This window comes from Paraburkholderia sp. J67, assembly GCF_905220265.1.
Taxonomy (GTDB): domain Bacteria; phylum Pseudomonadota; class Gammaproteobacteria; order Burkholderiales; family Burkholderiaceae; genus Paraburkholderia.
This window is the reverse complement of sequence record NZ_CAJMZK010000024.1, coordinates 46,868-71,959: the sequence shown is the minus strand read 5'-3', so window position 1 is coordinate 71,959 and position 25,092 is coordinate 46,868. Positions and strand designations below refer to the sequence as shown.

At 63.5% G+C, this 25,092-nt stretch carries 25 protein-coding genes; 11 read left to right on the top strand and 14 right to left on the bottom strand.

Going from position 1 to position 25,092, the window contains the following annotated elements:
- Positions 1-16 precede the first annotated feature (16 nt).
- From U5782_RS31280 to U5782_RS31260, 5 genes are all read left to right on the top strand, one after another.
- Positions 17-772 carry a class II aldolase/adducin family protein gene (locus U5782_RS31280; RefSeq protein WP_322047790.1) on the top strand — a complete coding sequence of 252 codons (756 nt, stop codon included), beginning with the start codon at positions 17-19 and terminating at the stop codon, positions 770-772.
- Between the two features lie 129 nt (positions 773-901).
- On the top strand, positions 902-1,789 hold the full coding sequence (locus tag U5782_RS31275) for an alpha/beta hydrolase (protein WP_322047740.1): 888 nt from the start codon (positions 902-904) through the stop codon (positions 1,787-1,789).
- Positions 1,790-2,021: 232 nt separating this feature from the next.
- Positions 2,022-3,014: a D-glycerate dehydrogenase gene (locus U5782_RS31270; RefSeq protein WP_322047789.1), complete on the top strand. Its 993-nt coding sequence runs from the start codon at positions 2,022-2,024 to the stop codon at positions 3,012-3,014.
- Between the two features lie 259 nt (positions 3,015-3,273).
- The gene (locus tag U5782_RS31265; RefSeq protein WP_322047739.1) at positions 3,274-4,857 is read left to right on the top strand and encodes a methyl-accepting chemotaxis protein; all 1,584 of its coding nucleotides are present in this window, start codon (positions 3,274-3,276) and stop codon (positions 4,855-4,857) included.
- Positions 4,858-5,074: 217 nt separating this feature from the next.
- Positions 5,075-5,956 carry an AraC family transcriptional regulator gene (locus U5782_RS31260; RefSeq protein WP_322047738.1) on the top strand — a complete coding sequence of 294 codons (882 nt, stop codon included), beginning with the start codon at positions 5,075-5,077 and terminating at the stop codon, positions 5,954-5,956.
- On the opposite strand, the gene U5782_RS31255 is transcribed toward U5782_RS31260, so the two are convergent.
- The 7 genes from U5782_RS31255 to U5782_RS31225 form a co-directional block, all read right to left on the bottom strand.
- Positions 5,953-6,966, bottom strand: a complete 1,014-nt coding sequence (locus tag U5782_RS31255) for a D-aminoacyl-tRNA deacylase (RefSeq protein ID WP_322047737.1) — start codon at positions 6,964-6,966, stop codon at positions 5,953-5,955. The genes U5782_RS31260 and U5782_RS31255 overlap by 4 nt on opposite strands.
- A 16-nt stretch (positions 6,967-6,982) precedes the next feature.
- Positions 6,983-7,576 (bottom strand): LysE family translocator, encoded by a 594-nt coding sequence (locus U5782_RS31250; RefSeq protein ID WP_322047736.1) that lies wholly within the window; start codon positions 7,574-7,576, stop codon positions 6,983-6,985.
- Positions 7,576-8,403: a formyl transferase gene (locus tag U5782_RS31245; protein ID WP_322047735.1), complete on the bottom strand. Its 828-nt coding sequence runs from the start codon at positions 8,401-8,403 to the stop codon at positions 7,576-7,578. Before U5782_RS31245 ends, U5782_RS31250 begins: the two co-directional genes overlap by 1 nt.
- Positions 8,403-10,973, bottom strand: coding sequence for a lyase family protein (locus U5782_RS31240; protein ID WP_322047734.1), 2,571 nt, complete (start codon positions 10,971-10,973; stop codon positions 8,403-8,405). The genes U5782_RS31245 and U5782_RS31240 overlap by 1 nt, the downstream gene beginning before the upstream one ends.
- Before the next feature lie 3 nt (positions 10,974-10,976).
- A complete protein-coding gene (locus tag U5782_RS31235) occupies positions 10,977-11,981 on the bottom strand; it encodes a pyridoxal-phosphate dependent enzyme (protein WP_322047733.1) in 1,005 nt (334 codons plus the stop codon).
- Between the two features lie 9 nt (positions 11,982-11,990).
- Positions 11,991-12,902 (bottom strand): GHMP kinase, encoded by a 912-nt coding sequence (locus U5782_RS31230; RefSeq protein ID WP_322047732.1) that lies wholly within the window; start codon positions 12,900-12,902, stop codon positions 11,991-11,993.
- Positions 12,903-13,073: 171 nt separating this feature from the next.
- A complete protein-coding gene (locus U5782_RS31225; RefSeq protein ID WP_322047731.1) occupies positions 13,074-13,634 on the bottom strand; it encodes a hypothetical protein in 561 nt (186 codons plus the stop codon).
- 331 nt (positions 13,635-13,965) lie between these two features.
- Here U5782_RS31225 and U5782_RS31220 point away from each other — a divergent pair, with 331 nt between their 5' ends.
- Positions 13,966-14,169, top strand: a complete 204-nt coding sequence (locus tag U5782_RS31220; RefSeq protein WP_322047730.1) for a DUF3079 domain-containing protein — start codon at positions 13,966-13,968, stop codon at positions 14,167-14,169.
- Here the strand turns inward: U5782_RS31220 and U5782_RS31215 are convergent.
- Entirely contained in the window at positions 14,166-14,576 is a 411-nt protein-coding gene (locus U5782_RS31215) for an SRPBCC family protein (RefSeq protein WP_322047729.1), read from the bottom strand. The genes U5782_RS31220 and U5782_RS31215 overlap by 4 nt on opposite strands.
- Before the next feature lie 74 nt (positions 14,577-14,650).
- Positions 14,651-15,712, bottom strand: a complete 1,062-nt coding sequence (locus U5782_RS31210; protein ID WP_322047728.1) for a DMT family transporter — start codon at positions 15,710-15,712, stop codon at positions 14,651-14,653.
- 159 nt (positions 15,713-15,871) lie between these two features.
- Here U5782_RS31210 and zigA point away from each other — a divergent pair, with 159 nt between their 5' ends.
- Positions 15,872-17,101 carry a zinc metallochaperone GTPase ZigA gene (gene zigA, locus U5782_RS31205; protein WP_322047727.1) on the top strand — a complete coding sequence of 410 codons (1,230 nt, stop codon included), beginning with the start codon at positions 15,872-15,874 and terminating at the stop codon, positions 17,099-17,101.
- 12 nt (positions 17,102-17,113) lie between these two features.
- A complete protein-coding gene (locus tag U5782_RS31200; RefSeq protein WP_322047726.1) occupies positions 17,114-17,674 on the top strand; it encodes a carbonate dehydratase in 561 nt (186 codons plus the stop codon).
- Positions 17,675-17,690: 16 nt separating this feature from the next.
- Here U5782_RS31200 and U5782_RS31195 read toward each other — a convergent pair whose 3' ends face one another.
- The gene (locus tag U5782_RS31195; protein ID WP_322047725.1) at positions 17,691-18,857 is read right to left on the bottom strand and encodes a rhomboid family intramembrane serine protease; all 1,167 of its coding nucleotides are present in this window, start codon (positions 18,855-18,857) and stop codon (positions 17,691-17,693) included.
- A gap of 444 nt (positions 18,858-19,301) precedes the next feature.
- Here U5782_RS31195 and U5782_RS31190 point away from each other — a divergent pair, with 444 nt between their 5' ends.
- On the top strand, positions 19,302-20,093 hold the full coding sequence (locus tag U5782_RS31190; protein ID WP_322047724.1) for an MHYT domain-containing protein: 792 nt from the start codon (positions 19,302-19,304) through the stop codon (positions 20,091-20,093).
- Positions 20,094-20,153: 60 nt separating this feature from the next.
- On the opposite strand, the gene U5782_RS31185 is transcribed toward U5782_RS31190, so the two are convergent.
- Complete coding sequence (locus U5782_RS31185) at positions 20,154-20,795, bottom strand: LysE family translocator (RefSeq protein ID WP_322047723.1); 642 nt, start codon at positions 20,793-20,795, stop codon at positions 20,154-20,156.
- Between the two features lie 460 nt (positions 20,796-21,255).
- On the opposite strand from U5782_RS31185, the gene U5782_RS31180 reads away from it, so the two are divergent.
- Complete coding sequence (locus tag U5782_RS31180; protein WP_322047722.1) at positions 21,256-21,489, top strand: hypothetical protein; 234 nt, start codon at positions 21,256-21,258, stop codon at positions 21,487-21,489.
- A gap of 142 nt (positions 21,490-21,631) precedes the next feature.
- Here U5782_RS31180 and U5782_RS31175 read toward each other — a convergent pair whose 3' ends face one another.
- Together U5782_RS31175 and U5782_RS31170 are read right to left on the bottom strand one after the other, a co-directional pair.
- The gene (locus U5782_RS31175; RefSeq protein ID WP_322047721.1) at positions 21,632-22,078 is read right to left on the bottom strand and encodes a hypothetical protein; all 447 of its coding nucleotides are present in this window, start codon (positions 22,076-22,078) and stop codon (positions 21,632-21,634) included.
- Positions 22,079-22,190: 112 nt separating this feature from the next.
- Entirely contained in the window at positions 22,191-23,063 is an 873-nt protein-coding gene (locus tag U5782_RS31170; protein WP_322047720.1) for an aldo/keto reductase family oxidoreductase, read from the bottom strand.
- 104 nt (positions 23,064-23,167) lie between these two features.
- Here U5782_RS31170 and U5782_RS31165 point away from each other — a divergent pair, with 104 nt between their 5' ends.
- A complete protein-coding gene (locus U5782_RS31165) occupies positions 23,168-24,103 on the top strand; it encodes a LysR family transcriptional regulator (protein ID WP_322047719.1) in 936 nt (311 codons plus the stop codon).
- Here the strand turns inward: U5782_RS31165 and U5782_RS31160 are convergent.
- Positions 24,081-25,028 carry a DMT family transporter gene (locus U5782_RS31160; protein WP_322047718.1) on the bottom strand — a complete coding sequence of 316 codons (948 nt, stop codon included), beginning with the start codon at positions 25,026-25,028 and terminating at the stop codon, positions 24,081-24,083. The genes U5782_RS31165 and U5782_RS31160 overlap by 23 nt on opposite strands.
- Between the last annotated feature and the right edge of the window lie 64 nt (positions 25,029-25,092).

The following is a 25,092-nucleotide window of genomic DNA, read 5'->3' as shown; positions in this document are numbered from 1 at the left end:
ATTTCAAGGAGACATCATGCGAATCCCTTCGCTGAAAAATAGCGTCAGTGCTGAAGAGTGGCAAATCCGTTGTGACCTCGCGGCCTGTTATCGCCTCGTGGCGCTTCATGGCTGGACCGATCTCGTCTTTACCCATATCAGCGCGCGGATGCCCGGGCCCGATCATCGGTTCCTGATCAACCCGTATGGACTCCTGTTTGACGAGATCACCGCGTCGTCGCTCATCATGGTCAACACCGAAGGCGAGAAACTGTCGAACTCGGAGTTCGAGGTCAATCGCGCGGGTTTCGTGATCCACAGTGCGATTCATGATGCGCGCGAGGATGTGCAATGCGTTCTGCACACTCATACCCGCGCTGGCGTAGCCGTAAGCGCCCAGAAGAACGGCCTGTTGCCGATTTCCCAGCAGTCGACTTTCGTGCTCGATTCGCTGGGGTACCACGATTACGAAGGCGTCGCGCTTCGCGACGACGAAAAGCCGCGCCTCCAGGACGATCTTGGCACGGCCAACTATCTGATGCTTCGGAATCACGGGTTGCTGACGGTCGGGAAAACCATTCCCGATGCGTTCCTGAACATGTATATCTTCGAGACTGCGTGCCAGATCCAGTTGTCCGCGCAGGCGGGGGGCGAATTGACGCTGGTGGACCGGGACGTTATGGCGACCGCGTCGGCGGCGAAGGACGCGCAGACGGACGGCGTGGGTGGCAACTTCGTGTGGCCAGCGCTGATCCGCAAGCTCGATCGTATTGACGACAGTTACCGTTCGTAGGAACGCGCTTTCAGGCGAAGACGAAGCCTGTTTCGGGACCGGGCATCACCTGCCGGATGGCCGGTATGGCGATGTGCGGCCCGGAACCCAATAAAAACCCATCCGGTTTTCCATTCGGAGGAGCGAGACATGACACAGAGCACAGACGCATGGAAAGCCCAAGGTAACGAATTCATCTACCGTGGCCACAAGATTTTCTGGCGTGAAGAAGGGCGCAGCGATGCGCCTGTCCTGTTGCTGATTCACGGCTTTCCGACGGCCTCGTGGGACTGGCTCCACGTCTGGCCAGATCTGCTCAAGCGTTACCGATTGCTCACGCTCGACATGATCGGCTTCGGTTTCTCGGACAAACCGCGCAACTACCCATATTCGATCCTCGATCAGGCCGATCTGTTTGATCATTTCCTGGCATTGCGCGATATCGACGAGTTCCATATTCTGGCCCATGACTATGGCGACTCGGTCGCTCAGGAAATGCTGGCCCGGGATAGCGAGCGCGCCGGGAGGCCGAAGCTCCAAAGTGTTTGTTTCCTCAATGGCGGCCTTTTTCCAGAAACGCATCGGCGTGTGCGCATTCAGTCGCTTTTGCTCTCGCCGATTGGGCCGCTCGTGTCGTTGCTGACGACCAAAAAGAAGATTTCACAAAACATGAGTGCGGTGTTTGGGAAATCCTATCCTCCAGATACCGAAACACTCGACTCGATGTGGGATCTTTTACGCGAGCAACACGGCGAGCGAATCATGCATAGACTCATCAATTACATTCCCGATCGTATCGAGCATCGGGAAAGATGGGTAGGCGCGCTCCAAAGGGCAGATATTCCACTTAAACTGATTGTCGGTCCCATCGATCCCATCTCCGGCCACCACATGGTCGAGCGCTATCGTGAACTGGTGCCCCATGCCGACGTTTCGGAATTGCCGGGCGTCGGCCACTACCCGCAAGTTCAGGCGCCCAAGGCGGTGACCGGCTGTTACTTTGCGTTTCGCGATCGTCTTGCAACGGTGTGTTCGTGAATCCGCATTGATCGCAGTCTCAAGCGCGATTGCCACGATGGTTCTACGGCAATGCATGCGTAAAAAGCCCCGGTTTGGAAGTTTCCTTGCAGTTGTGGGGCAGGCCAAACGTTACTCTCGATACAGGCATTCAGGCTCTCGCGCAGGGATAGGCCGGCGCGGCGGGGCGAGTTTGCCGTTTCGTTTAATAGCGCGCTGCTTTTTGGCGCTGTGCGTGGTGTGGAGATCAAGCATGCAGAAGATCCTGGTAGCTGGCCCGACGTTTCCCGACGTAATCGAGCGGCTCAAGCAGTATTTCGAAGTGGACTGGAACCAGGGCAATGCGCTCAGCGGCGCTGAACTGACGCAGCGCCTGGCAGACAAGGATGGCGCGCTGACCGCGGGCGAATTGATCAACGCTGCCGTGCTCGCCGCGGCGCCACGCTTGCGTGTCGTCTCGAACATGGCAGTGGGTTTCAATAACTTCGACATGGGAGCATTCAACGCAGTCAATGTTCTGGGTACCAATACGCCGGACGTATTGAATGAATCGGTGGCCGACTTCGGCTGGGCGCTGATGATGGCCGCGGCGCGCCGTGTGGTCGAGTCGGAGCACTGGCTACGCGCCGGCGAATGGCAGAAGTTCCAGTACGACGCTTTTCTCGGGGCCGATATTCACGGCTCGACGCTCGGCATTGTCGGCATGGGCCGCATTGGACAGGCGCTGGCCCGTCGCGCGCGCGGTTTCAACATGCGCGTTGTCTACCACAATCGTTCGCGCGTGGCGCCGCAGATCGAGGCGGAGCTAAATGCGGAATATGTGTCGAAGGAAGCCCTGCTGCGCATCGCGGACCATGTCGTTCTCGTTCTGCCCTACACGCGCGAAAACCATCATACGATCGGCGCGGCTGAACTTGCGCTCATGAAGTCGGGCGCGACACTTACCAACATCGCGCGTGGCGGCATCGTCGACGATGCGGCGCTTGCCGAGGCGCTGCGGGCGAAACGTATCGGCGCGGCCGCGCTTGATGTGTTCGAGGGCGAACCGCGCGTGCATCCGGACTTGCTTGCCGTACCGAATGTCGTGCTCACGCCGCATATCGCGAGCGCCACCGAAGCGACGCGCCGCGCGATGGCGAATCTCGCCGCCGACAATCTGATGGCGGGACTCGGCGAAGGGCCGCAGGCGGGCCATCCGCCGAATCCCATCAATCCTGATGTGCTCGGCAAAGCGCGCCGGTCTTAACGACTAAAAACAAAAAAAATACATTAATTTCCACTGCCTGGCCTGCCCTAGCATGAGCCTCCAACTACAAAGGAAACAGCACCGCTGCGTGCTGTCGACCAACATTCGGGGCAATGATGAGAACCGGCTCAACAAGCAGGCCATTGGCAAATCCCATAAGCATTACAGGCATTGTTCGCGCATGCCCGGCGGCATCGAAGTCATACGATGCCGCACGGGCCAACGCGCCCCTGCGGCTTTCGACGCTACGGTGATCGACATGGCCCAGACTCGCGTTGCCACACGGCTGGCAGTTGGCTTTGGTGTCGTGCTCGCCATGCTCGTCGCCTTGTCGGCGGTGGGCATGGCCGGCATGGCCAGTATCCGCAACAAGCTCGACGACATCGTGCACGTCCATGATGCCGAGACGATGCGTGCGACGAATCTGCGTGGCGCAGTCAGCGGTATTGCGATTGCCATTCGCAACATGGCGATCATGACCAATGAAGCCGATGTCGATGCACAACAGGCGACGATCAAGGCGCTGGAGGCTTCCTATACGGAAAACTATCGCGCACTCGGTCATCTGTTCGATGCCTCGCCGCTGACTACGGCTGACGAGCGCCGTCTTTACACGGCGCTGCGTGACGAGGAGGCGCAGACTTTGCCGCTCGTCGAGAAAGAGGCCATGAACTGGGCGCTTGCCAACGATCAGGATGCCGCTCTCAAAGTACTCCTGAACGAACTGCGGCCGAAGCAGGTTGCCTGGCTGGACACGCTGGATCAATTACTCGCGCTCGAGCAGGGACGCGCACGCGATGCCGCCAATGCCGCGGCCGCAACGTGGTCGCGTCTGGCGGCAGTCACCGTGGCTGCCGTGGTTGCGGCGCTCAGCGCGGGGGTGGCGGCTGCGATCCTGATCACGCGCAGTCTGCTGCGGCAGCTTGGCGCCGATCCGGGCGAGGCGCAGCGTCTCGCCAGCGAAATAGCGGGCGGCAATCTTGCGGTCGCGGTGACGCTACGGCCCAATGACAGCCACAGCCTGATGGCCTCGCTCGAATCGATGCGTCTGCAACTGATGTCGATTGTCGGGCAGATCAAGACTTCGTCGGAATCGATCGCGGTGCGTGCGGGCGAGATCGCGGCCGGCAATATGGACCTCTCGCAGCGCACGGACGAGCAGGCCGCCGCGCTCGAACACGCTGCGGCCAGCATGGCCGAACTGACCACGGCCGTGACGCAAAGCTCGACCGATGCGGCACACGCCAGCAGTATTGCCCGCGCGGCGTCCGAAGCGGCGGGCCGGGGCGGCGAGGTGGTCGGGCGAGTGGTCTCGACCATGCAGGACATTGCGGGCAGTTCGGCGCGCGTGGCGGAGATCATCAACGTCATCGAGGGCATTGCGTTTCAGACCAACATCCTCGCACTCAATGCGGCGGTCGAGGCCGCACGGGCCGGCGCCGAAGGACGCGGATTCGCCGTGGTGGCGGGCGAGGTGCGCACGCTTGCCCAGCGTACGGCGCAGGCTGCGAAGGAGGTCAGGGCGCTGGTCGGCACATCGGCCGGGCATGTCGAGGCGGGGTCGCGTCTCGCTGCGAACGCGGGCGAAAGCATTTCCGGACTCGTGCGCTCGGTGCACGAGCTGACCGGCATCATGGGCAATATCGCCGCTGCGTGCGCCGCGCAGAAGACGGATATCGAGCAGGTCAATCGCGCCGTGACGGAAATGGACGAGGCGACCCAGCGCAATGCGGCACTCGTCGAGCAGGTCGCCGGCGCTGCGCAAACGCTTGCGGGCGGCGCGGCGGGTTTACGTACGGCGGTGGCCGTGTTCAACATCGCCGGAGTGCATCTGGAGGCATGATTTAATTGTTATGCACCCGGTATATTTTGTATTTAACGTGAAAATATCATGATGTCGGGTAGGCCGATCGAGCGGCTATGACCGGCGTTGCATGTCGCAAGGCGAGACCGGAAACTTTTTCGGTAATATGGTAGATCGCGGCATTTCTCTCCGGGTGCACCTGTTCTGGTGCGCCGCTGCCGCGCTTTCGCCTCCTGACACGACTTGCAGCGACGACATGCAGCGATCTGATTCGGTTAATTTACGGGGCGCACTGACGACGGCGGGCGCCGAACTGGTCCGTACGGCGCGCCTGCCCTCGGGCGTCGTGCTTTCCGAATGGACGGGCAGCAATACCTTTACGGCTTATGAAGGTTCGCCGGAAAATGTATTGAGCATATATTTGTCGGATGGAGAGAACTGTAGCCAGATTCGCGGCGACAAGATCGTGCGCCGTGGCTTCAAGGACGCCATCTGCCTGTTTCCGGTCGGCGAGGGGCGCTCGCAGTGGCGCATCAGCGGCCGGCTGAATTTCCTCCATCTGTACTTCGATCCGCGTGGCTTCGAAACCGGGTTGCTCGAATCGCTCGGCGGCTCGGTCGATGCGCTGCGTTTTCGCGAGGCGTTCCAGGAAGCCTCGCCGGTCATCAGTGCCGCCGCGCGCAGCGTCGCCCACGCGGACTGGAGCGATTCGTCGATGTCGCTTGGCATCGACGGCGTGGTGAGCTGGATTCTGCTCAATGCCGTCAAGGCGTATTCCTCGACAGGTCTCGAAGCGCACGGGCGCGCCGCACGCGGCTGCTTCACCCTGCGCCAGCGCGCGCTGATTCGCGACTATCTGGCCGACAATCTCGCGGAAACCGTGCGCCTCGAACAACTCGCCACGCTCGTCAACGTCAGCCGTTACCACTTCCTGCGCAAATTTACCCAGACCTTCGGTCAGTCTCCGCACGCCATGCTCACGCAGATGCGCATGCAGCGCGCGCAGGAGTTGCTCGGCACCTCGAACCTGAAAATCTCGATGATCGCGCTCGAATGCGGTTATGCGCAACATAGCCAGTTTTCCACGGCATTCCGGCGTCACTTCGGCTACGCGCCGAGCGAGGTTCGCGAGCGTTAGCCGGGTTGCGCTGCGAATGCGTTCATGGATTCGCGGATCACGCCGCGCAGATCCGGCGTGCGCAGTTTGCGGTGCGAGAGTGCAGGCACGCCCAGATGTGCCGCGAGCCGCTTGCACTGCTGCTTGAAACTCCCCTTGAGATTGTCGTGATAGGCGATGGCGTCGACGCCGCCGCGGATCGATTGCGCGCACGCGAGCAAGGCGTCGAAGCGCGCTTCGCTGTCGTACTCGTGCGCGACCAGCCAGTGGTTCGGGAGGATATGCGAGAGCGCCAGCCGCTGACTTTCGCCGTGCTCGAGCAGCAATTGCGTAAAAGCGGGCTCGAAATGGATGCCGCCCACGCAGAGCAACGAAACGAGCGCATCGGACGCCGTACTCGTCCCAATCGGCCCGATCGGCCCATCGCAGACCGCGAGCAGCGCGCGCGCAAGGACCTGGGCTGCGCGGCGGTTCGACCACGCATCCGGGGCGCTGCCGATTTCGAGGTCGATCACGGGCATGGCCAGCGCGCCGATCAACTCGCCGGGCTGCGAGGCGAACAGGGTGCCCGACCAGTGCGTCGCCTCCATCCAGGTGGAAAACGTGTCGAGTTCCGCGCGTTGGCGCTCGTGCTCGACCGCGAGGAACAGCGCGCGCGTGAAGGCCGGGTCGACGGGGCTGAACGTGCCGCTCGCCATGTCGCCGGTCGTCTGGATCGTGAAGATGTTGTCGGGTGCGCGGCTGCCCTCATGCCAGTTCACCACGACGACGGCTTCGGCGTGCGGGTAGGCGGCGGCAAGCGTTGGCGCGTAGCGGCGATAGTCGTGGCTCAGCACGGTGTCGAGCCGCAGTATTTCGAGGCGACGCCGGGCGCGCTGCGTGTAGAGCGCGGGGCGGCCATCGACGGTGACGGGGCTGTCGGTGAGCGTGGCGGCCTGTTCGAGCGCCGCAAGCACGGAGGACGCAACAGGGTCGAAGCGTTCGTCCACGCACATCGCGAGGACGAGGGTGGGGGTGGTGCGATCGGTCATGATCGGGATGATTTCATCAGTACAACAAAAAGAGAATGGACGAAGCCGTGACGAGCGCCATGACGCGCTGGAGGGAGCGGCCGCGCAACGCCTGGCGCATCAACAGGCCAAATAGCGCCCAGAGCGAATTGCAGGGAAAGAAGATCACACCGAGCGTGAGCGCGAGTATGGTTGCATCAGCAACAAAGTGGCCCGTGAGCGGCAGGAACGTCGAGCATGCGGCGAGCGCGAGCAGCCAGATTTTCGGGTTGACGATCTGCAGGAGCGCAGCCTGTGAAAACGTCACGGGACGCTCGCCGGCTTCGGCGCCGCTCGCGGACCCGCGCGCCGAAAAAAGCCGCCACGACAGATAGAGAATGTAGGCGCTGCCCACGGCCTTGAGGGCGATATGCAGTTGCGGATGCTCGATGAGCACGCCGCCCAGCCCCAGTGCGACCAGCAGGAACAGCGCGATGACGCCCGCCGACACACCGGCCAGCGAAGGCAGCGTGCGCCGGTAGCCGAAGCGCGCGCAATTGGCCGTCATCATCAGATTGTTGGGCCCGGGCGATAGCGTGAGCGGGATCGAAAACAGCGCGATCTGCGCGAGCTGGGGGATCAGCTTGTCCATCAGTGCAGGCCTTCCGTTTCGGTGCTGCCCGCGCGCGCGAGCGCACGCGCTTCGTGTCGCGGGCGACGCACGAGATGGTGGGTCAGTTCGACACGGGGACCGCGGTCGCGCATGCGCCATGTCCTGCCAACGGGCGCTTGCGCTTCGCTGGGCCAGCGGCTCACGTCGGGTTCGCGCACGAGCCGCTCGACCAGGCGGTCGATTGCGCCGCGCTCGGCGCGAGAGTAGAGCGATTCCGAACTATCGCCCGCCACGTATTGCACCGAATGGCGAAACACAATCTCGCCGGTATCGAGCCCGGATGCAACGCGATGCACGGTGGTGCTGAGTTTGTCGAGATCGCCGTGATGCAACGCGAAGAAGAAGCAGTGATTGCCTTTGTACTCGGGCAGATGGCCGCCGTGCAGGTTGACGATGTGGCGCGTGGGAATTTCGGCCAGCACGGTTTCGCCGATGCGCTTCGTGCCCATCACGATGTACGCGTCGGACTGCGCGGCGCGCAAGGCCTCGGTCACGCTTGCATGGTTGATCGAGGTGGCTTCGATGTAATGCACGCCCGGATGCGCGCGCAGTTCCCGCCATGTGCGCGGGCCGCGCGTGTGGCGGAAGTAGTCGCGCCGCAAGCGATCGTAGCCAAACAGTTTGCGGCGCAGATCGTGATAATGCGTCCAGAACCACGAACGATAGAGACCGCGGCGGCGCAGCTCGCGTGCCTGCGCATGCGATGGTTCGACGATGATGCGTAGCTCTCCGAAGGTTTCCAGAATGGCTGCGGCGAGGTACAGGTGATGGGGACCGTCGGAGCAAAGTACGGTGATGGAAGGCATCAGCTTGCAGTCCTGAATCGTTGATCGAGTGCGGCTCGCGCGGCCGCGCGGCGCGAGCGATGGGCCAGATGGTCGCGCCGCGCGGCGTGCAGGCGCGCGCCGATGCTGTCCAGATGCGCGGACGTGGGCTTGCGGCCAGGCCCTGCGCCGTAGGCCAGACGCTCGGGCAGCGTGTCGGTCTGCAAGGCGTGTTCGGCGTCGTCGAGCGCGCGCGCGGCGTCGAGCAGCAACGGCGTGGCGTCGATTTCGGCGGCCGTTGCCGTGAGCGCTTGCGCGACGGCGCCGTGTGCGTCGCGGAAGGTTGCAAAGCCTTGCTGCACGAGCGCTTCGGCCGCGAGCGTCGCGCAGGCGTTGCCGTTGAAGAGTGCGTCGCGCGCGGCATCGGCGTCGAAGCGGATGCCGTCGAGCGCATAGGTCAGCACGCTCAGCATGTCGAGCACCTGGGTGGCGATCTCGACGACCGTTTCCAGCGCCGAACGGCTTGCCTGATACGAGTTGCCGGTCGGCAGATGCGAGAGTGAGGAGATCGCCGCGATCAGCTTGCCGAAGTTCTGCTCGTGCGCGAGCCGCAGCCATTCGAGCAGCCAGGGATTGCGCTTTTGCGGCATGTTCGAGGAGCCGCCGTACATCGCATCGGGCAGCACCGCGATGCCGACTTCGCGCATGGTCCACAATTGCAGATCGCAGGCGATGCGGTTGAGATTGCCGCTCAATTCGGTCAGCGCCGCCGCGCCGCGCTGGGCGAGATTCTTGTCGCTGATGGCGGCCAGCGAGTTGAGCGGGCCGCCCGCGAAGCCGAGCAGCGCGGCGGTGCGGGCCGTATCGGTGGCGAAGCTGGTGCCCGCCCCCGCGCAAGCGCCGAGTGGCGAAGTCTGAGGTTGATCGCGCAGTGCGGTCAGCGCATCGAGTGTGCCGAGCAGGATTTCGCATTGGGCCGCCAGATAGTGCGCGACCGATCCCGGCATGGCGGTCTGGTACTGGCTGTAGATCGGCAGCAGCGTGTCGAAGCCGTCTTCGGCGCGGCGCGCGGCCGTATCGGCGAGTGTGAGCGTGCGGGCCACGACCGCCGCCAGGGCGGCTCGCAGGGTCAGGTGCAGATGCGCACTGTTGATGTCGTTGCGCGAGCGCGCCGTCTGGATCGCGCCGCCCGTGTCGCGCCCGCAGCGCGCGATCACGTAATGCTCGTAGTCGAAGTACACGCCGCGTCCCGAACGGTGGGCGTCCAGAAGCTGCGGATCGGCTTCAAGCGCAAGCAGGGCTTCGCGTAGCGCCGCGAAACGGTCGGCGTCGAGAAGCTGTTGCTCGCGCAACATTGTCAGATGCGCCTTTTCGATGGGGATCAGGCTATCGATCAGCTGTCCGAAGCGGGGCGATCGGGCGTCGTAGACGATCGAATGAATGGTTGCGGCGTCGGGCAGGGCGTCGTCGGCTTCGAGATACAGCACTTGCGTGCGATCGCGTAGCGATTCGGCGCGGTTCAGCGCTTCATCCGGCGTGCGCGCCGTGGCGATCACGTAGCCGGCGCGGTCCGAGAAGTCGAACTTGCCCACGTTGATGCCGTGCGTGGCGAATAAGCCCGCTTCGTCCGCATCGACGGGAAAGTCGAGACCCGCATAGCTGCGGCAGATCTCCGGCACGATGAACGCGACGGCGCTATGCAGCGGCGGCTCGGGCACGATGAACTGGCACTGCGCCGTGAGATGGCTGCGGATGTAGAGGTCGGGCATGCACCAACCGTACGAGCGCTCCATGAGGCGCGGAATCATGCCGCCAGCGAAGCGCGCGTTGATTTCGATGAGGGTGACGCTGGCGCCGTCGACCTTGAGTTCGGTATGCGCGGGGCCGAAGCGATAACCCACGGCGTCGAGCGCGCGGCGCACAGTGTCGGCGATGCGCGTGTGCGTCGTGTCGTCGAGTGCGGCCGGGAAGACATGCGCCAGTTCGAGGAAATGCGGCGGCGCGGTCACGCTTTTGCGCGTGACGCCCAGCACATGATGCCCGCGTGCATCGCTGAAGGTCTCCACCGAGTATTCGGCACCTGGCACGAAGTGCTGGCAGATCGTGTCGCCCCGGAAATGGCGCTCGAATTCCTGAACGGTTTCGACGAGCCGCACGCCGATGCTGCCGGTGCCCTGGCGCGGCTTGACCACGACGGGCCAGCGTAAATCCTGTGTGTCGTCGGGAGTGCGAACGGCGCGGGTCGCGGGGTAGGGCACGCGCGCTGCGCGCAGCGTGTCCTGCATCAGCAGCTTGTCGCGGCATAGCGCGACCGTGGCGGCCGGGTTGCCTGGCAGGCCCAGGCGCTCGGCTACGCGTGCGGCCATTTCGATGCAGGCGTCGCTCGTCGAGGCCACGAGGCGGATGCCGTCGAGGCGCTGGAGGACGTTCCAGACCGCATCGAACGATGTAGTGTCGCAATCGATTACGCGGATCGTCGCGTCTAGCTGCGCGCAGAACGCGTAGCGGGCGCGATCGCGCACGAGGAAATAGACGTCGTCATAGCGCGCCGACGCTGCGAGCAATTGCTGGCCGAAGCCGGTCGTGTTCGATTCCAGATAGACGATGGCCATGTCTTAGCGATAGTGGTTGATGTCCGCCCGGTTCCAGTGCATCCAGGCCCAGTGCGTGTCGGGCGCATACGCGCGCGGCTCGGCGATGCGCACGGGCACGGTGCCCGCGAATTCGGCCCCGCCGGGATCGCTTGCGTAGGTGGTGTCCACATAACGCGTGCCGTCGTCGGGGCTCAGGAACACGATCGGCTGGCCGGGGTAGTGCACGCGCGCGTAGTGGGCGGCGGCGCTGGCGGCGCCCGTCGTCGGGCCGCGAAAGTGGCCGGCTTCGCGGTAGAGCGTGCGCGTGTAATGGTCGGCGAGTTCGGCGCTGACCCAGTGCACATCGTCGAACAGCGTGTGGCGCAGGTTCTTCGGCATGATGGTGTTGCCGAGTCCACGCAGCTTGCGCGGGCCGTCGGCCTGGCCGAACAGGATGCTGTTGAAGGTGTCCACGCCGATCAGCGTGCATTGCGCACCGGACTCGCGCAGCGCCGTGGCCATGCCGCAGCTCGATCCGCCGGAGCCCACCGGCGCGACCAGCACCAGACGCGCGCCGATCGCACCGAGCAGTTCGCGCGCGACGCTGCTATAGGCGCGCGCGTTGTCCTCGTTGTCGTATTGCCGGCACCAGAACGCGCCGGGTTCGCCCGCGAGAATTTCTTGCAGACGGTCGAGCCGCGCTTGCTGATAGCCCTGGCGGCCTTTCTTGTCCGTGATGATCTCGACGCGGCCGCCGAGCATTTCGAGTTGACGCCGGTAGGCCGGGTCGATGGCCGGATCGCCGATCGCCACGAAGGGATGGCCGAGCCGGTTGCAGACGATCGCCATGCCCAGCGCGAAATTGCCGCTGGAGGTTTCCACGACCGTCGCACCCGGTTGCAGGTCGCCGCGTTGATACGCTGTCCTGATGATGTAGTTCGCCGGGACGATCTTCATTGCCTTGAACGCCAGCATATGCAACTGCGCGTCGATGGGGAACAGCGTCGCGTCGCGCATCGCGTCGAGCGATGACTCGTAGCGGAGCATGAAATCGTCCTATGCAGTGGTGAATTGGCGGGTTTCGATGCCGTGCCACGCGAGCCGATCGAGCGCGATGCTGGCCTGCTGTGCGGCCTCGCGTTCGGCGCGTTTCGTGTTGGCGTCGAGCAGCAGGCCGAGGCAGGTACCCGAATGCGTGGCCACGAGGCCCAGCGCGCCGAGGTCGGCGCAGAGCTTTTGCATCACGCCCAGATGCGGGTGAGGATTGGCCGTCTGCGACAGCTCGCAACTGCGCGTGGCGATGACGCCGATGCTTCGCATGTCGTGCGCGCGCACGGCGGTCTTCAGTCGTTCGAGCAGTTCGGCATATTCCTGCTGCACGACGGGCGGCGTTTCGCGGCGGATACGGTTGAATTGCAGCGTGTTGCATTCACCGCCGCGATCCGCGCTGACGATGGTGAAGCGCGGGGCCGGGCCGATTTTTTCGTCGAGCATCACTTCACGGTGGAAGAACGACACGATGCCGTCGTACATCACGCCGTCGGTGGGCTCGATGAAGCGCAGGATCAGCTCGATGATTTCGGGCGCGGCTTCGAGCCGGTAGTGCTTCGCGGCTGCGCGAATCGCGGCGACCATATCCGACGACGAACTCGCGAGCCCTTTGCCCACCGGCAATCCGGACATGAAATGCAGCACGCCGCCCGGCGGCATGCCGAAGATGCGCAGAAAGTCCTGCACGGCGCGGCATGACTTGGTTTTATGGCCGATGCTGGCGGTGATGCGGTCGGTGGGCGCTGGCTCGAATTCGACCACGCTGCGCGCGGCGATCGGCAGCGTGACCAGAAAATGCCGGTTGTCCGGCAACACGCCCTGCAAGAGTTCGCCAAACGTGCCGGGGCATTCCCCGCGGGTGCGCGTGGCGCAGTCCGGCTGGCGCAATGAGTCCTGTTGTAGGGATGCGGTATCCACAATCTCTCCTGAGATTCCTGCGAAAAGCGGTCTGGCGAACCGACCCTAGCTTAGGAAATGGGGTAGCAGTCCGTCCTGGGCGAGGTTGCGGTCTGCTTTGGAGAAATTGCGGTGAGGGGGAGGGTGTTTGATATCGGGCGACTGGCTAAGCCGCCCGCCTGCTCAACGGTCTCAACGGCATTGCGCCGTCTTGTCGCGTGGTCGCAGAAGCATCAGCAAGCCCTTTGCGGAGTAGAGCACGATGATCGCGCCGGCCAGATCGCCGCACACCATGACGAAGAAGCGCTCGGCGAAATGCTGTGTGTCGCCGCACAGGGCGAACCAGAGATGGTGCAGGAGCGGGCTCGCGATCGAGTAGGCGCAGGCCAGCACGAGCAGGCGTCTGGGTGTGAGATTCGCAAGCGAGGCCTTCAGGTCGAAGCGCTCCAGCGCAATCCGGTAGACCGCATACGGTGCGCTCGCGCCGATGAAGGCGCCGACGATAGCGCGCAAGGGATCATGCGGAAAGAAGTACGCGAAATCGACGATCAGGCCCGCGACCAGCAGGCCGAGCGCGCCATCCGCGCCAAGCAGCAGTGTGCTCAGCAGGCGGATGCCAGAGGGCAGGTAGATCCAGTTCACGCCGCGCACGAATTCGGAGTGCGTGAAGATCACTTCGTTGAGCCACAGCGAAAGGATGAATGCGATAGCCGTACCGGCCACCGAGGCGAAATGCAACCGTAAGCTAGACATCGGGTGAACCGGGACGGCCGTTTTGCAGAGCGTCGCATGATAGCGCGGGCTCCGAAATTTCGCGTTCGAAGACGCTGGACGTGGAGATGGGGAATGCTTGCCGTTCAGGCGAAAAGTGCAACTAACAGTCAAGCGCGCGAACCTTCCGCGAATAGGGTAAACGTAGTGGTATGCAAACGTTATTTGCACGCGTCCGTAAGGCATGCACGGCGGAACCGCGATGGACAGTGGCGGCGAAGGTACGCAAAACGCATGCGGCAATGCGTCTCTGGAGCAGCCCGGAGGGCTTCCTAAAATGAATGACTGTCCACCATGCACCCGCTTACCCATCATGGCCAAAAAGATTCCGCTTCGTCCCGCGCATCCCGAACGCGTCTGCTGGGGCTGCGATCGCTATTGCCCTGCGAACTCGCTTAGTTGTGGCAATGGTTCATCGCGCACACAGCATCCTGTCGAACTACTCGGCGAGGATTGGCTCGAACATGGCGATTGGGGTTTCGCTACCGAAGCGGAAGAAGAAAGGGCGGTGCACTAACCCCTCTCTATAGAAAGACTACGCGCTGCCGCTGCGCAGCCCGCGTCCATCAGCGGTTCGACCAGTGCGCGCCGCTCGTCGGGCAGAAAGTCGCAGACCCACAACAGGCGGCAACGCTCGCCCTGTTCGTCAGCCTCATCCGCCACTATCTGCATCGATGCCGCATGTTGCTCGAAGTTCGGCCCGCACACCGTATAGGCCACGCGCATGCGCGCATCGTCGACGGTCACGATGCGCTCCTGCACCACGTTGCCGTTCGCAAACGTCACATTGCGCATATCGCCCTCCACCTGCACGTCGGTGAGCACGCCCGCGAACACGCGCGCGATATTGCGCGAGTCGCGCAGCGTGGCCCAGGCGCGTGCCGCGTCGCTGGCCAGCGGAATTTCGCGGTAGAGGGAAGCCATTGTGGCGTTTCCTGGTCGAATGGTCCGAATGCCCGGGAAGGCGTCAGTATGCGCGCTCCGGCAGGCAGCGGCGACTAGTGCGAATGGCGGTGATGCACATCCGGAAAATGCGCATGTGTATGCGTGATCGGCAGATGCCGGTGCGCATGCGTGTGCGGTTCGGTGCCGTCCCAGTCGAAATCGTGTTCATGCCGATGATGGGCGTCGTGCCGATGTCGGTGCGTATGGTCGAGCAGATCGTGCGTGTGTTCGTGCTCGTGACGCTCACGCACGTGCAGCCAGACGCCCAGCGCCATCAGCGCCAGCGCGGCCCAGAACGTCAGCGCCGGCCGTTGCGGCCAGAGCACCAGCGAAAGCGCCACGCCAAACAGCGGCGCCACCGAGAAATACGCGCCGGTGCGCGCCGTGCCAAGGTTGCGCAGCGCGACTACGAACAGCACGAGGCTCACGCCGTAGCCCGCGAACCCCACGGCCATTGCGGCTGCGATGCGCGCGCCATCGGGCCAGTGCGCGCCCAGCCAGAAGGCCACCAGCAGATTGACTGGCCCGGCCACGAGCCCTTTGAGGCAGGCGATCGTCATGGCGTCGTTGGCGGACACCTTGCGGGTGAGGTTGTTGTCGATCGCCCAGCACAGGCACGCGCCCACCACGAACAAGGCGCCAGGCGCCACGCCCGCGTGCGGCCCGCTCCACGAAAGCAGCACGCCGCCCGCGACGATGGCGGCCATCCCCAGCGCGATCTGCGCGTCGAAGTTTTCGCGAAAGCACACCCAGGCGATCAGCGCCGTCAGCACGCCTTCGAGGTTGAGCAGCAGTGCGCTCGTGGCCGCGGGCGTGGTGACGAGCCCGAGCATCAGCAGGGCGGGGCCGGCTACGCCACCTGCGACGATTGCTCCGGCAAGCCACGGTGCTTCGGCGAGGCGCAGCGGCGCGTGGTCAGGCGGGGCGCCGACGCGGCGGCGCAACCTGCGCACGAGCATCGCGAGCGCAAGCCCGACACCGCTGCCCAGATAGAAGAGGCCGGCCACCATGAAGGGCGTCAGCGAGCCGAGCAGCGCCTTGGCGAGTGGCGTGGCGGCGCCGAACAGGGCGGCGGCGGCCAGTGCCGTGGCGATGGCGTGGAGATGCGATTTCATCGGTGTGAAGGGGGCGGCGTCAGACAGGGAGACATCAATTATCGCCGATGGGCGTGACGCGACGGGGCGTCGGCCAAGGCAAGTGGGTGGTGTTCTTTTTTGTTATGTTATAACATTTCCGAAATTGCCATCCCACACAGAACGAAAAGGAGCCGCCTCATGGACTCTCGACTGCCGGTGACGGTGCTTTCCGGCTTCCTCGGCGCCGGCAAGACCACGCTGCTGAACCACATCCTGAACAATCGCGAAGGGCGCCGCGTGGCCGTCATCGTCAATGACATGAGCGAGGTGAACATCGACGCGACGCTCGTGCGTGACGGCGGCGCGCAGCTCTCGCGCACGGACGAAAAGCTCGTCGAAATGAGCAACGGCTGTATCTGCTGCACCTTGCGCGAGGATTTGCTGCTGGAGGTCGAACAGCTCGCGAAAGCGGGGCGTTTCGACCAGTTGGTGATCGAATCGACAGGTATTTCGGAGCCGCTGCCCGTGGCCGAGACCTTTACCTTCGCCGACGAACACGGTCAGAGCCTGTCCGATATAGCGCGGCTCGACACGATGGTGACCGTGATCGACGCGTTCAACTTCCTGAACGACTATGGCTCGCAGGACAGCCTGGAGGCACGCGGCGAGTCGCTGGGCGAAGAGGATCAGCGCACCGTGGCCGATCTCCTGATCGAGCAGATCGAGTTCTGCGATGTCATGGTCGTCAACAAGATCGATCTGATCGACGCGGCTGGCCGCGCGCGCCTGATCGCCATTCTGCGTGGGCTGAATCCGCGTGCGCGCATCGAGATCGCCGAGTTCGGCCGGGTGCCGCTCGATCGCGTGCTCGACACGAAACTGTTCGACTTCGATGAGGCTGCGAAGGCGCCAGGCTGGCTTCAGGAATTGCGCGGCGAACATACGCCGGAGACCGAGGAATACGGCATCGGCAGCTTCGTCTGGCGCGCGCGTCGTCCGATGCATCCGCAGCGTTTCTGGGCGCTTGTGAATAGCGAATGGCCGGGCGTGGTGCGCTCAAAGGGTTTTTTCTGGCTCGCGAGCCGGCCCGCGCATGCGGGTTCGTGGTCGCAGGCGGGCTCGGTGTGCCGCCACGGTGCGGCCGGCCTCTGGTGGGCCGCCGTGCCGAAGGCGCATTGGCCCACCGATGAGGAGTCTCTCGCGTTCATCGACGAAAACTGGGACGAAAGCGTGGGCGATGCGCGCCAGGAGTTGGTGCTGATCGGCATCGATATGGACGAGACGGCGCTGCGCCGCCGCCTGGACGCCTGCCTGCTCGACGACGCAGAAATGGCAACCGGGCCGCAGACATGGGAGAGCTTTGACGATCCGTTCCCGGCGTGGGGCGGCACGGTGCCCGAAGCACACGCAAGCAACGTCATCTGGTGAGGACACGGAGACATGATCAGAAAGAACCCGCGTGGCGATCTGCCCGTGGTGCATGAAAGTGCATTCGTCGACCCGACCGCGATCCTGTGTGGTCGTGTAGTCGTCGCGGAAGATGTCTTTATCGGCCCGTATGCGGTGATTCGCGCCGACGAAACCGATGCGCGCGGCGAGATCGAGCCCATCGTTATCGGCGCGCATTCGAATATTCAGGATGGCGTAGTGATTCACTCGAAGTCGGGTGCGGCGGTGACGATCGGCAGCCATACGTCGATTGCTCATCGTGCGATCGTGCATGGCCCGTGCAGTGTGGGCGATCGCGTGTTTATCGGCTTCAATAGCGTGCTGTTCAATTGCTCGGTCGGCGCGGGGTGCGTGGTGCGCCACAACGCGGTGGTGGATGGCTGCGATCTTCCCGCAGGCTTTTATGTGCCCTCGACACTGCGCATCGGACCCGCGACGGATCTGGCGACGATCCCGAAGGTTTCGGCGAGCGCCGCTGAATTTTCGGAAGACGTCGCGCAGACGAATAATCGCCTCGTGCGCGGCTACCGGCGGATTGCGAACGAGCTTTGAGCGCTTGCGCGCGGGTTCAACGGTTGAGCGTCAGGCTCATCGCGGTCGACTCCTGAGCCTGCGCATCGCGCAGCAAGGCCTTGAGTCGTTCGACCGAGGCGGCATGCCTCGCATTCTTGAGCGTGGCGAGGTCGGCCATGATCAATACGGCCTGCCGCATGTCGTCGTAGTAATTCAGCTGTGCGTTGCGAAATGGCGCGAGACGTGAACCGTCCGGCAATTGAGCGTTCGAGACCATTTCGAACAGACGATTCCATTTTGGCCAGACATTCGCATGAATGAATGGGGGAATCTGATCCAGTTGATCACGCGCTTTAAGCATTGCCGCGAGCGTCGACATCTCTTGCTTGAGGGGGCTTTCGATCACCGATACCCGTTCCTCGACGAGCGCGAATGCAAGGACCTTTTGACCGTCGGGAGACGAAGTTTCGAGCAGCGCCTGGCTGCCGAGTCCGCAAATAACGATGGCCGCGATTGCGCCGGCTCGGATAGCGGTGTCGATTTTTCGTGGACGTTGGTCGATGTCCGTTGTAGAGGGCGCCAGGATCCACCCCATGATCAGGCCGGAAAACAAACCGCCGAGATGGGCCGCGACATCGACCAAAGGGCGATTGAATCCACAGAATAGCGAATAGGCAAGCATGTACAGGCCGATCCAGAAGAGCCGGTCGTGTTCCGGGCGGCGCATTGGCGAGCGGGAGTGCAGCACATACGCCACCAGCGCGCCGAGTACCCCGAAGATCGCACCGGACGCACCGACGCCGCTTAGCCAATAGTGCGCGCAAAGGCTCGTGAGACTGCCTGCCACAGCGGCAAATAAATAAATGATTGCGAATCGGGCGCTGCCATACAGTCGCTCGACCTTGCCTCCGAACCAGGCAAGAACCAGCATGTTGAAGAAGAGATGGGGGAAATTCAGATGCAGAAACTCGCCCGTCAACAAGCGCCACACTTCGCCGTTCAGCGTGTACGGGCCAAAATTCGCACCGAAAGCAATTAAGGTAGACGGGTCGATATTCCTGTGAAAGCTCGCCCCTTGAGCCATCATGAGGAGGTACACGGACACGTTCAAGGCGATGATCGTCCCGGTCATCCAGACGCGTTGCGCATTCTTCCCAGGTTGAGTGTGCGATTCCGGCGAGACGGTGTGGCTAAACGTAGGCAGTTCTTCAACCTGGTTCATCCCCAATCCCCGTTTATTTTGTGTCGTGCGGTCTGATTGCCAACGGAGGCAACTGCGCGCTTTCGGCGCGCCTTTTGGCCCGTGCTGCGCTAACGCTTCAATTCTAGACTCGCCCGCTACGCACCGCCCATCAAAACCGCGCCAATGTCATGACACGCGGCACGCAACAATTAACTAAACATCGACTGAATGCCACTTCTAAAAGATTAATGCGAGGCGCATAGAATGAGCGCCGAATCTTTCCGATACCTTTAAAAAGCGGTCATATCTACGTATTTCGGGTATTTCCAGTTGCAACTGATTCGGGTTCTGCCTTGCTATTGCGCGCAATGGTTTCTATGTATACTCATTGCGTTTCTTAAGACAAAAAAAGGACGCACGGGGAAGCAGTGATCGCGTCCTGGCCCAAGCCTCGCACACGCAGTTCACACGAGTTGAACGAAAATGACCGGCTACTACGATCCCTCGCTTGTCGTCCTCTCCTGCTTCCTTGCGATCTTCGCGTCGTTTACGGCATTGGATATATCCGATCGCCTCGACCAGATCGGCAAACGACCGCTCCTGCCGTGGATCGCATTCGGCGGTTGCATCATGGGGCTCGGCATCTGGTCGATGCACTTCATCGCGATGCTCGCGTTTCATCTGCCGATCGCAGTCGGCTACAACATTCCCGCGACACTGGCTTCGCTCCTGATCGCCATCGTTGCGTCCGCAATTGGTTTTATGCCCTTGTGCCGCTATGAGCTGAGCATGTCGCATCTTGCGGGCGCCGCCGTTGCGATGGGACTCGGCGTAGCCGGCATGCACTATCTCGGCATGTGGGCGATGGATATTTGTCCCGCCATCCACTACCAGACCTGGTTAGTCATCCTGTCCGTCATCATCGCCATTATTGCTAGCGGAGCAGCTTTGCTGCTGGCGTTCGACCTGCGTCGCCGCAGCGCGCTGCGACGCACGCGTCAGATCAGCTCGGCGGTCGTGATGGGCGTGGCGGTGTGCGGGATGCATTACTGCGGCATGGCGGCAGCGCATTTCGAGGCGGGCAGCTATTCGGTATCCGATCTGCGCAATATGCCGGTGCCGTGGCTGGCCGGTATTGTCGTGACTTTCAGCTTATTGATTTTTGGGGCGTCTATCGCGATTGCGATGCTCGATGCCCGCTCAAGCGCGAAGGCGCGGGCGATGGCCGACGCCATCCTCGACGAACATATCAATCGTCGCAGCCCGGCTCGCTGAGGTTCTACTAACGTTTTTCTAAACGTGATGAAAAGGGCGGCGCGATGCCGCCCTTTGCCATTACTGGCGGATGAGCGCCATCATCGCGCCGAAACCGACGAACACGCCGCCCGTCACGCGATTGAAGGCCTTGGCCACGCGCTGGCTTTTGAGCGTCGCGCCGATGCGCGTGCCGAAGCTCGCGTAGACCAGATACCAGCTCACTTCGCACACGGCGAAGGTCGCCACCAGCACGCCGAATTGCGGCAGCGTGGGGCGGCTCGCGTCGATGAACTGCGGCAGCAGGGCGGCGGCGAACAGGATCGCCTTCGGGTTGCTGCTCGCCACCAGGAAGCCGTTGCGAAACAGCGTGAGCGGCGCGCGCGCCGGGCGGACGGCGAGCGTTTCCGTGGCGGCATCGACGCCGTTGTTTTGCTGGACGGGCGCGCTCCATGCCTTGATGCCCAGATACACGAGATAAGCCGCGCCGATCCAGCGCAACACGTTGAACATCGTCGGCCATGCCTGCAGGAACACGCCCAGTCCGGCGGCGGATACCGCCAGCATCAGCACGAGCGCGGACAGGCAGCCGCCCATCGTCGCGCTCGTGCGGCGCAGACCGTACTGCGCGCCGTGCGACATGATGAGCAGCATATTGGGACCGGGAATGGCACAAACGAAGAAGACAGTGGCGAGGAACAGCCACCAGGTATGAAGGTTCATTGCGACGGCTTGGCAGGCAGAGAAAAAGGGAACCCGGATTATGCCAGCGCGCGCGGCGCGGCAGGGCCGTGCTCAAGGATGACGTGCGCTGCTGGCCGCCCGGCAGAAAAGAAAAAAGCCCGCGCAGAGGCGGGCTTGAACCACGTCAAGGAGACATGGAGGAGACAACTTCACTATAGGGAAGGTTTTGATGCATCGCAATAAACATACGAAGATTGAATCGTTAACCATTGTCAGATTTGGCGATTTATGATTGCTGTGCCTGCTGCGTCCATCGACAATGCATCAACGCCAGCGCCTCGCGCGAGTGGGGCCAAGGGCAGCAAACGATGGGAGAACGGTGCGCCGGCAACGGAAGGACAGGGCGGCGCACCTCGACAGGCAAAACACAGGGATGTATTGGCATGCGCTCTGGGGCCTCGCGCCCGGAACGTCAACTGGCATGAACCGGAGGGGTCAAATGGGCATTCTGGACAAGGTGGGCGAAATCGCCGGCGCAGTCGCCGCGGTCGAAGCGGCGGAGAAGGTCGATCCGGACGCCGGCTTCTTGACGAAGGCGGCCGCAGCGGTCGCGGGCTTTGAAGGCGCGGGGGCGCTGGAAAAGATGGTTGAGAAGAAAGAGGACGAAAAGCCGGCCGACGACGGTACGCAGCAAGCCGATACGGGCGACGCGTCGGCGGATCCGCAGGCCTGACTGGCGGATCGAGTGCAGTTTCCACGCGCGCCGTTTGAGGGAGCGACGCGCGCCGGATGAGAGTGGCAGCATTGGATAAACCGCGATTTCCGGATCGCGGTTTTTTTTCGTCCGCCGGTTTCTCGTTGGTGGGATCGAGTCGTTATTGCTTTGCGAACACGAAGTCGCATTTGCGCGTGGTGGTGCGTGAACCCGTGCCCGAAGTCGCATCGAAATGCGCGCTCACCTGGTACTCGTAGGGCGTGTGCGGATCCAGGTGGCCGACCACGTAGCCGGGCGCGTTCGTCAGGCCCTGGCCGATCAGCGTGGCCGTGCCGTCGGGCTCGATCTTGCCGTCGAGCTTGAACCAGCCGCCACGGTCCTTCACGCCGCGCTCGCCGTGCAGCACGCCTTCCACGACCGTCGCCGGGAAAAAGTAGGTGTAGCTCCAGGCGCCGTCCGGGCCCGTCTCGCACGTGAGCGTGACGTTCCACGTGCCGTCGAACTTGCCGGCGGCCGTCGCGTCTTGCGTGGCGAGCGCAGCAAGGCCTGACAGCGCGACCGCGAGTGCCGCCGCGCGGGCGTGCCGCCAGAGATGAAGTGCAGGCATGGTCGGTTCCTCCGGGCGTCACGCGCGAACACGCTGAAATCATTCTGGACGCAAGGTCCATACCTGCGTGTGCGGCGGCTCACCTTGGGAACGAACGATCCCGCTCGGCCTTTTAAGCCCCGATCGCGTTGAGCTTGCCGAGTACCTCGTCGCTCAATTCAAGCGTCTCGGCCCGCATGTTCTCGCGCAGATGCGCCAGCGACGAGGTGCCCGGAATCAGCAGGATATTGGGTGCGCGATGCAGCAGCCAGGCGAGCGCGACGGTCATTGGCGTCGCGTCCAGCGACTGCGCGATGTCCGAGAGCGCCGACGACTGGATCGGCGTGAAGCCGCCCAGTGGGAAGAACGGCACGTAGGCGATGCCCTGGGCGGCGAGGGTGTCGATCAGCGCATCGTCGGCGCGGTTCACGAGGTTGTAATGATTCTGCACGCAGACAATCGGGGCGAACTGGCCCGCATCGGCGATCTGCTTTGCGGTGGCGTTCGACATGCCGATATGGCGCACGAGGCCGCGCTCGCGCAGCGCGGCGAGCGCTTCCATCTGGCGCTCGATCGGGCCTTCGGACGGCTGGTGCACGTCGCCCATGATGCGCAGGTTCACCACGTCGAGCGCATCGAGCCCCAGGTTGCGCAGGTTGTCGTGCACGGCGCGTTCGATATCGGCGGGTTCGAGCGCGGGCAGCCACGCGCCCTTGTCGTCGCGCACCGCGCCCACCTTGGTGACGAGGGTGAGATCGGCGGGATAGGGGTGCAGCGCCTCGCAGATGATCTGGTTGGTCACGTGCGGGCCATAGAAGTCGCTCGTGTCGATGTGGTTCACGCCGAGCGCGAGCGCCTCGCGCAGCACCGCGACGGCCTGCGCGCGATCCTTCGGCGGGCCGAACACGCCGGGACCGGCGAGCTGCATGGCGCCGTAGCCCATGCGATTGACGGTGCGGCCGGCCAGCGTGAAGGTGCGTGCGGGGGAATTCGTCGGTTGCGACATTGCGTTCTCCTCGAAAAGGGATGGCGTAAGTATGGGCGTCCACGCGCTGTTGGATAATCCCATCCGATCTGCACGGGTTGTGCAAAATTTTGCACAATGGAGGGATGACCCAGGACACCCGCCCCCAACCGAATCTTGCGTTCGAGATGAACGACCTGGCCGCGTTCGCCGCCGTCGCGCGAGCTGGCGGCTTTCGCGACGCGGCGCGCGCAGGCGGCGTATCGGCCTCGAGTCTCAGCACCGCCGTGCGGCGGCTCGAAACGAAGCTCGGGCTGCGTCTCCTGAACCGCACCACGCGCAGCGTCGCGCCCACCGAGGCGGGCCAGCGCCTGCTGGAAACCATCACGCCGCTATTCGCGGAGATGAAAGCGGCCCTCGACGTGCTGAACGGCTATCGCGACCGGCCGGCTGGCGTGCTGCGCCTGAACGTGCCCGCCAATGTGGCGCGCAGCGTCTTGCCGCCGATCCTCACGCCATTCGCGCGGGCCTACCCCGAGATCCGCGTGGAAGTGGTCGTGGAGGACGGTTTCGTCGACGTATTGCAGGTGGGCTGCGACGCAGGCATCCGTTACGACGAGCGGCTCGACCAGGACATGATCGCGCTGCCGATCGGCCCGCGCACGCAGCGCTTCGCCACGGCGGCGTCGCCGGCCTATCTTGCGTCGCGCGGGGTGCCTAAGCATCCGCGCGATCTGCTCGAGCATGCGTGCCTGCGCATCCGCTTCGCGGGCGGCGCGATGGCGATCTGGGAATACCAGCGCGACGGCGAGGTCTTGCGGCTCGATCCGCCGGGGCAACTGGTCGTGAAGCCGGCTGGGTCGCTCGATCTCGCGCTGGAAATGGCGGTGCGCGGCGCGGGCGTGGTCGCGCTTTTCGAGGACATGCTCGAACCGCATTTCAAAAGCGGCGCGCTCGTGCCGCTGCTGTCTGACTGGTGGCCCGAGTTTTCCGGGCCATTTCTCTACTATCCGGGGCGGCGTCACGTGCCCGCGCCGCTTCGGGCCTTTATCGATTTCCTCAAATCGAACGATGCTTCGTAATCCTGCCTGATGTGGCGCGACGCCACCCGAGCGGCGCGCGCCAGGTCTGGGCGAGCAGCACGCCTGCGAGCGCCGTGGCGCCGCCCAGCAGATGGTAGGCATGCAGCTGCTCGCCGAACACGCCCACGGCCAGCGCCGCCGTGAATACGGGCAAGAGATTCATGAACATGCTGCAACGGTTTGGCCCGAGGTGCTTCACGCCCTGCATCCAGAAATACGGCAGCACGACCGAGGCGAGCGACCCCGCATAGGCGATCAGCGGCAGGCTCGCGCGATTTGGCAGCGCCTCGGCCAGCGGCAGGCGCGAGAGCGGCACGAGCATAAACAGCAGGGCCGCGATCGCCTGGCACCAGGTCGATTGCCACGACGGCAGCCCCACGTGCCAGCGCCGCAGCAGCACCCCATAGAGCGCATAGGCGAGCGCTGCGACCAGCATCAGCAGATCGCCCGTGTGCACACCGCCCGCGAGCAGCGCGGCGGGGTGGCCCGCCGTGATGAGCCAGACCAGACCCGCGAACGACAGCACGCCGCCGCCGGCCATGCCTGCGGTGGGCGGCTCGCCGAGCAGCGCGACCGAAAGCAGCATCGTCAGCAGGGGCACGAGCGCGGTCATGATCGACATGTTGGTGGCCGTGGTGGTCTTCGCCGCTGCATAGGAAAGGCACTGGAACAGCGCCATGGCGAGCAGGCCGAGAAAGGCGAGTTTCGGCAATTGCGGCAGGATCGCGGCGCGATTGCGCCAGGCGGCGACGGGCACGAACAGGCTCATCAGTGCGACGGCCAGCACGAGGCGCCAGAAGGTGATGGCGTAAGGATCAATGGTATGCGCGGAGAGCCGCGACGCCATCACGTTGCCGGACCAGAGCAGGATGGCGATGAGCGGAAAGAGCGCATGGCGCGCCGAGGTGGAAGAAGCGGTGGACATCGTGCAGGGACTCATGAGGGTCAAAAGAACCCCGATGATGCTGGCGAACAGGGGTGCCAGTCGC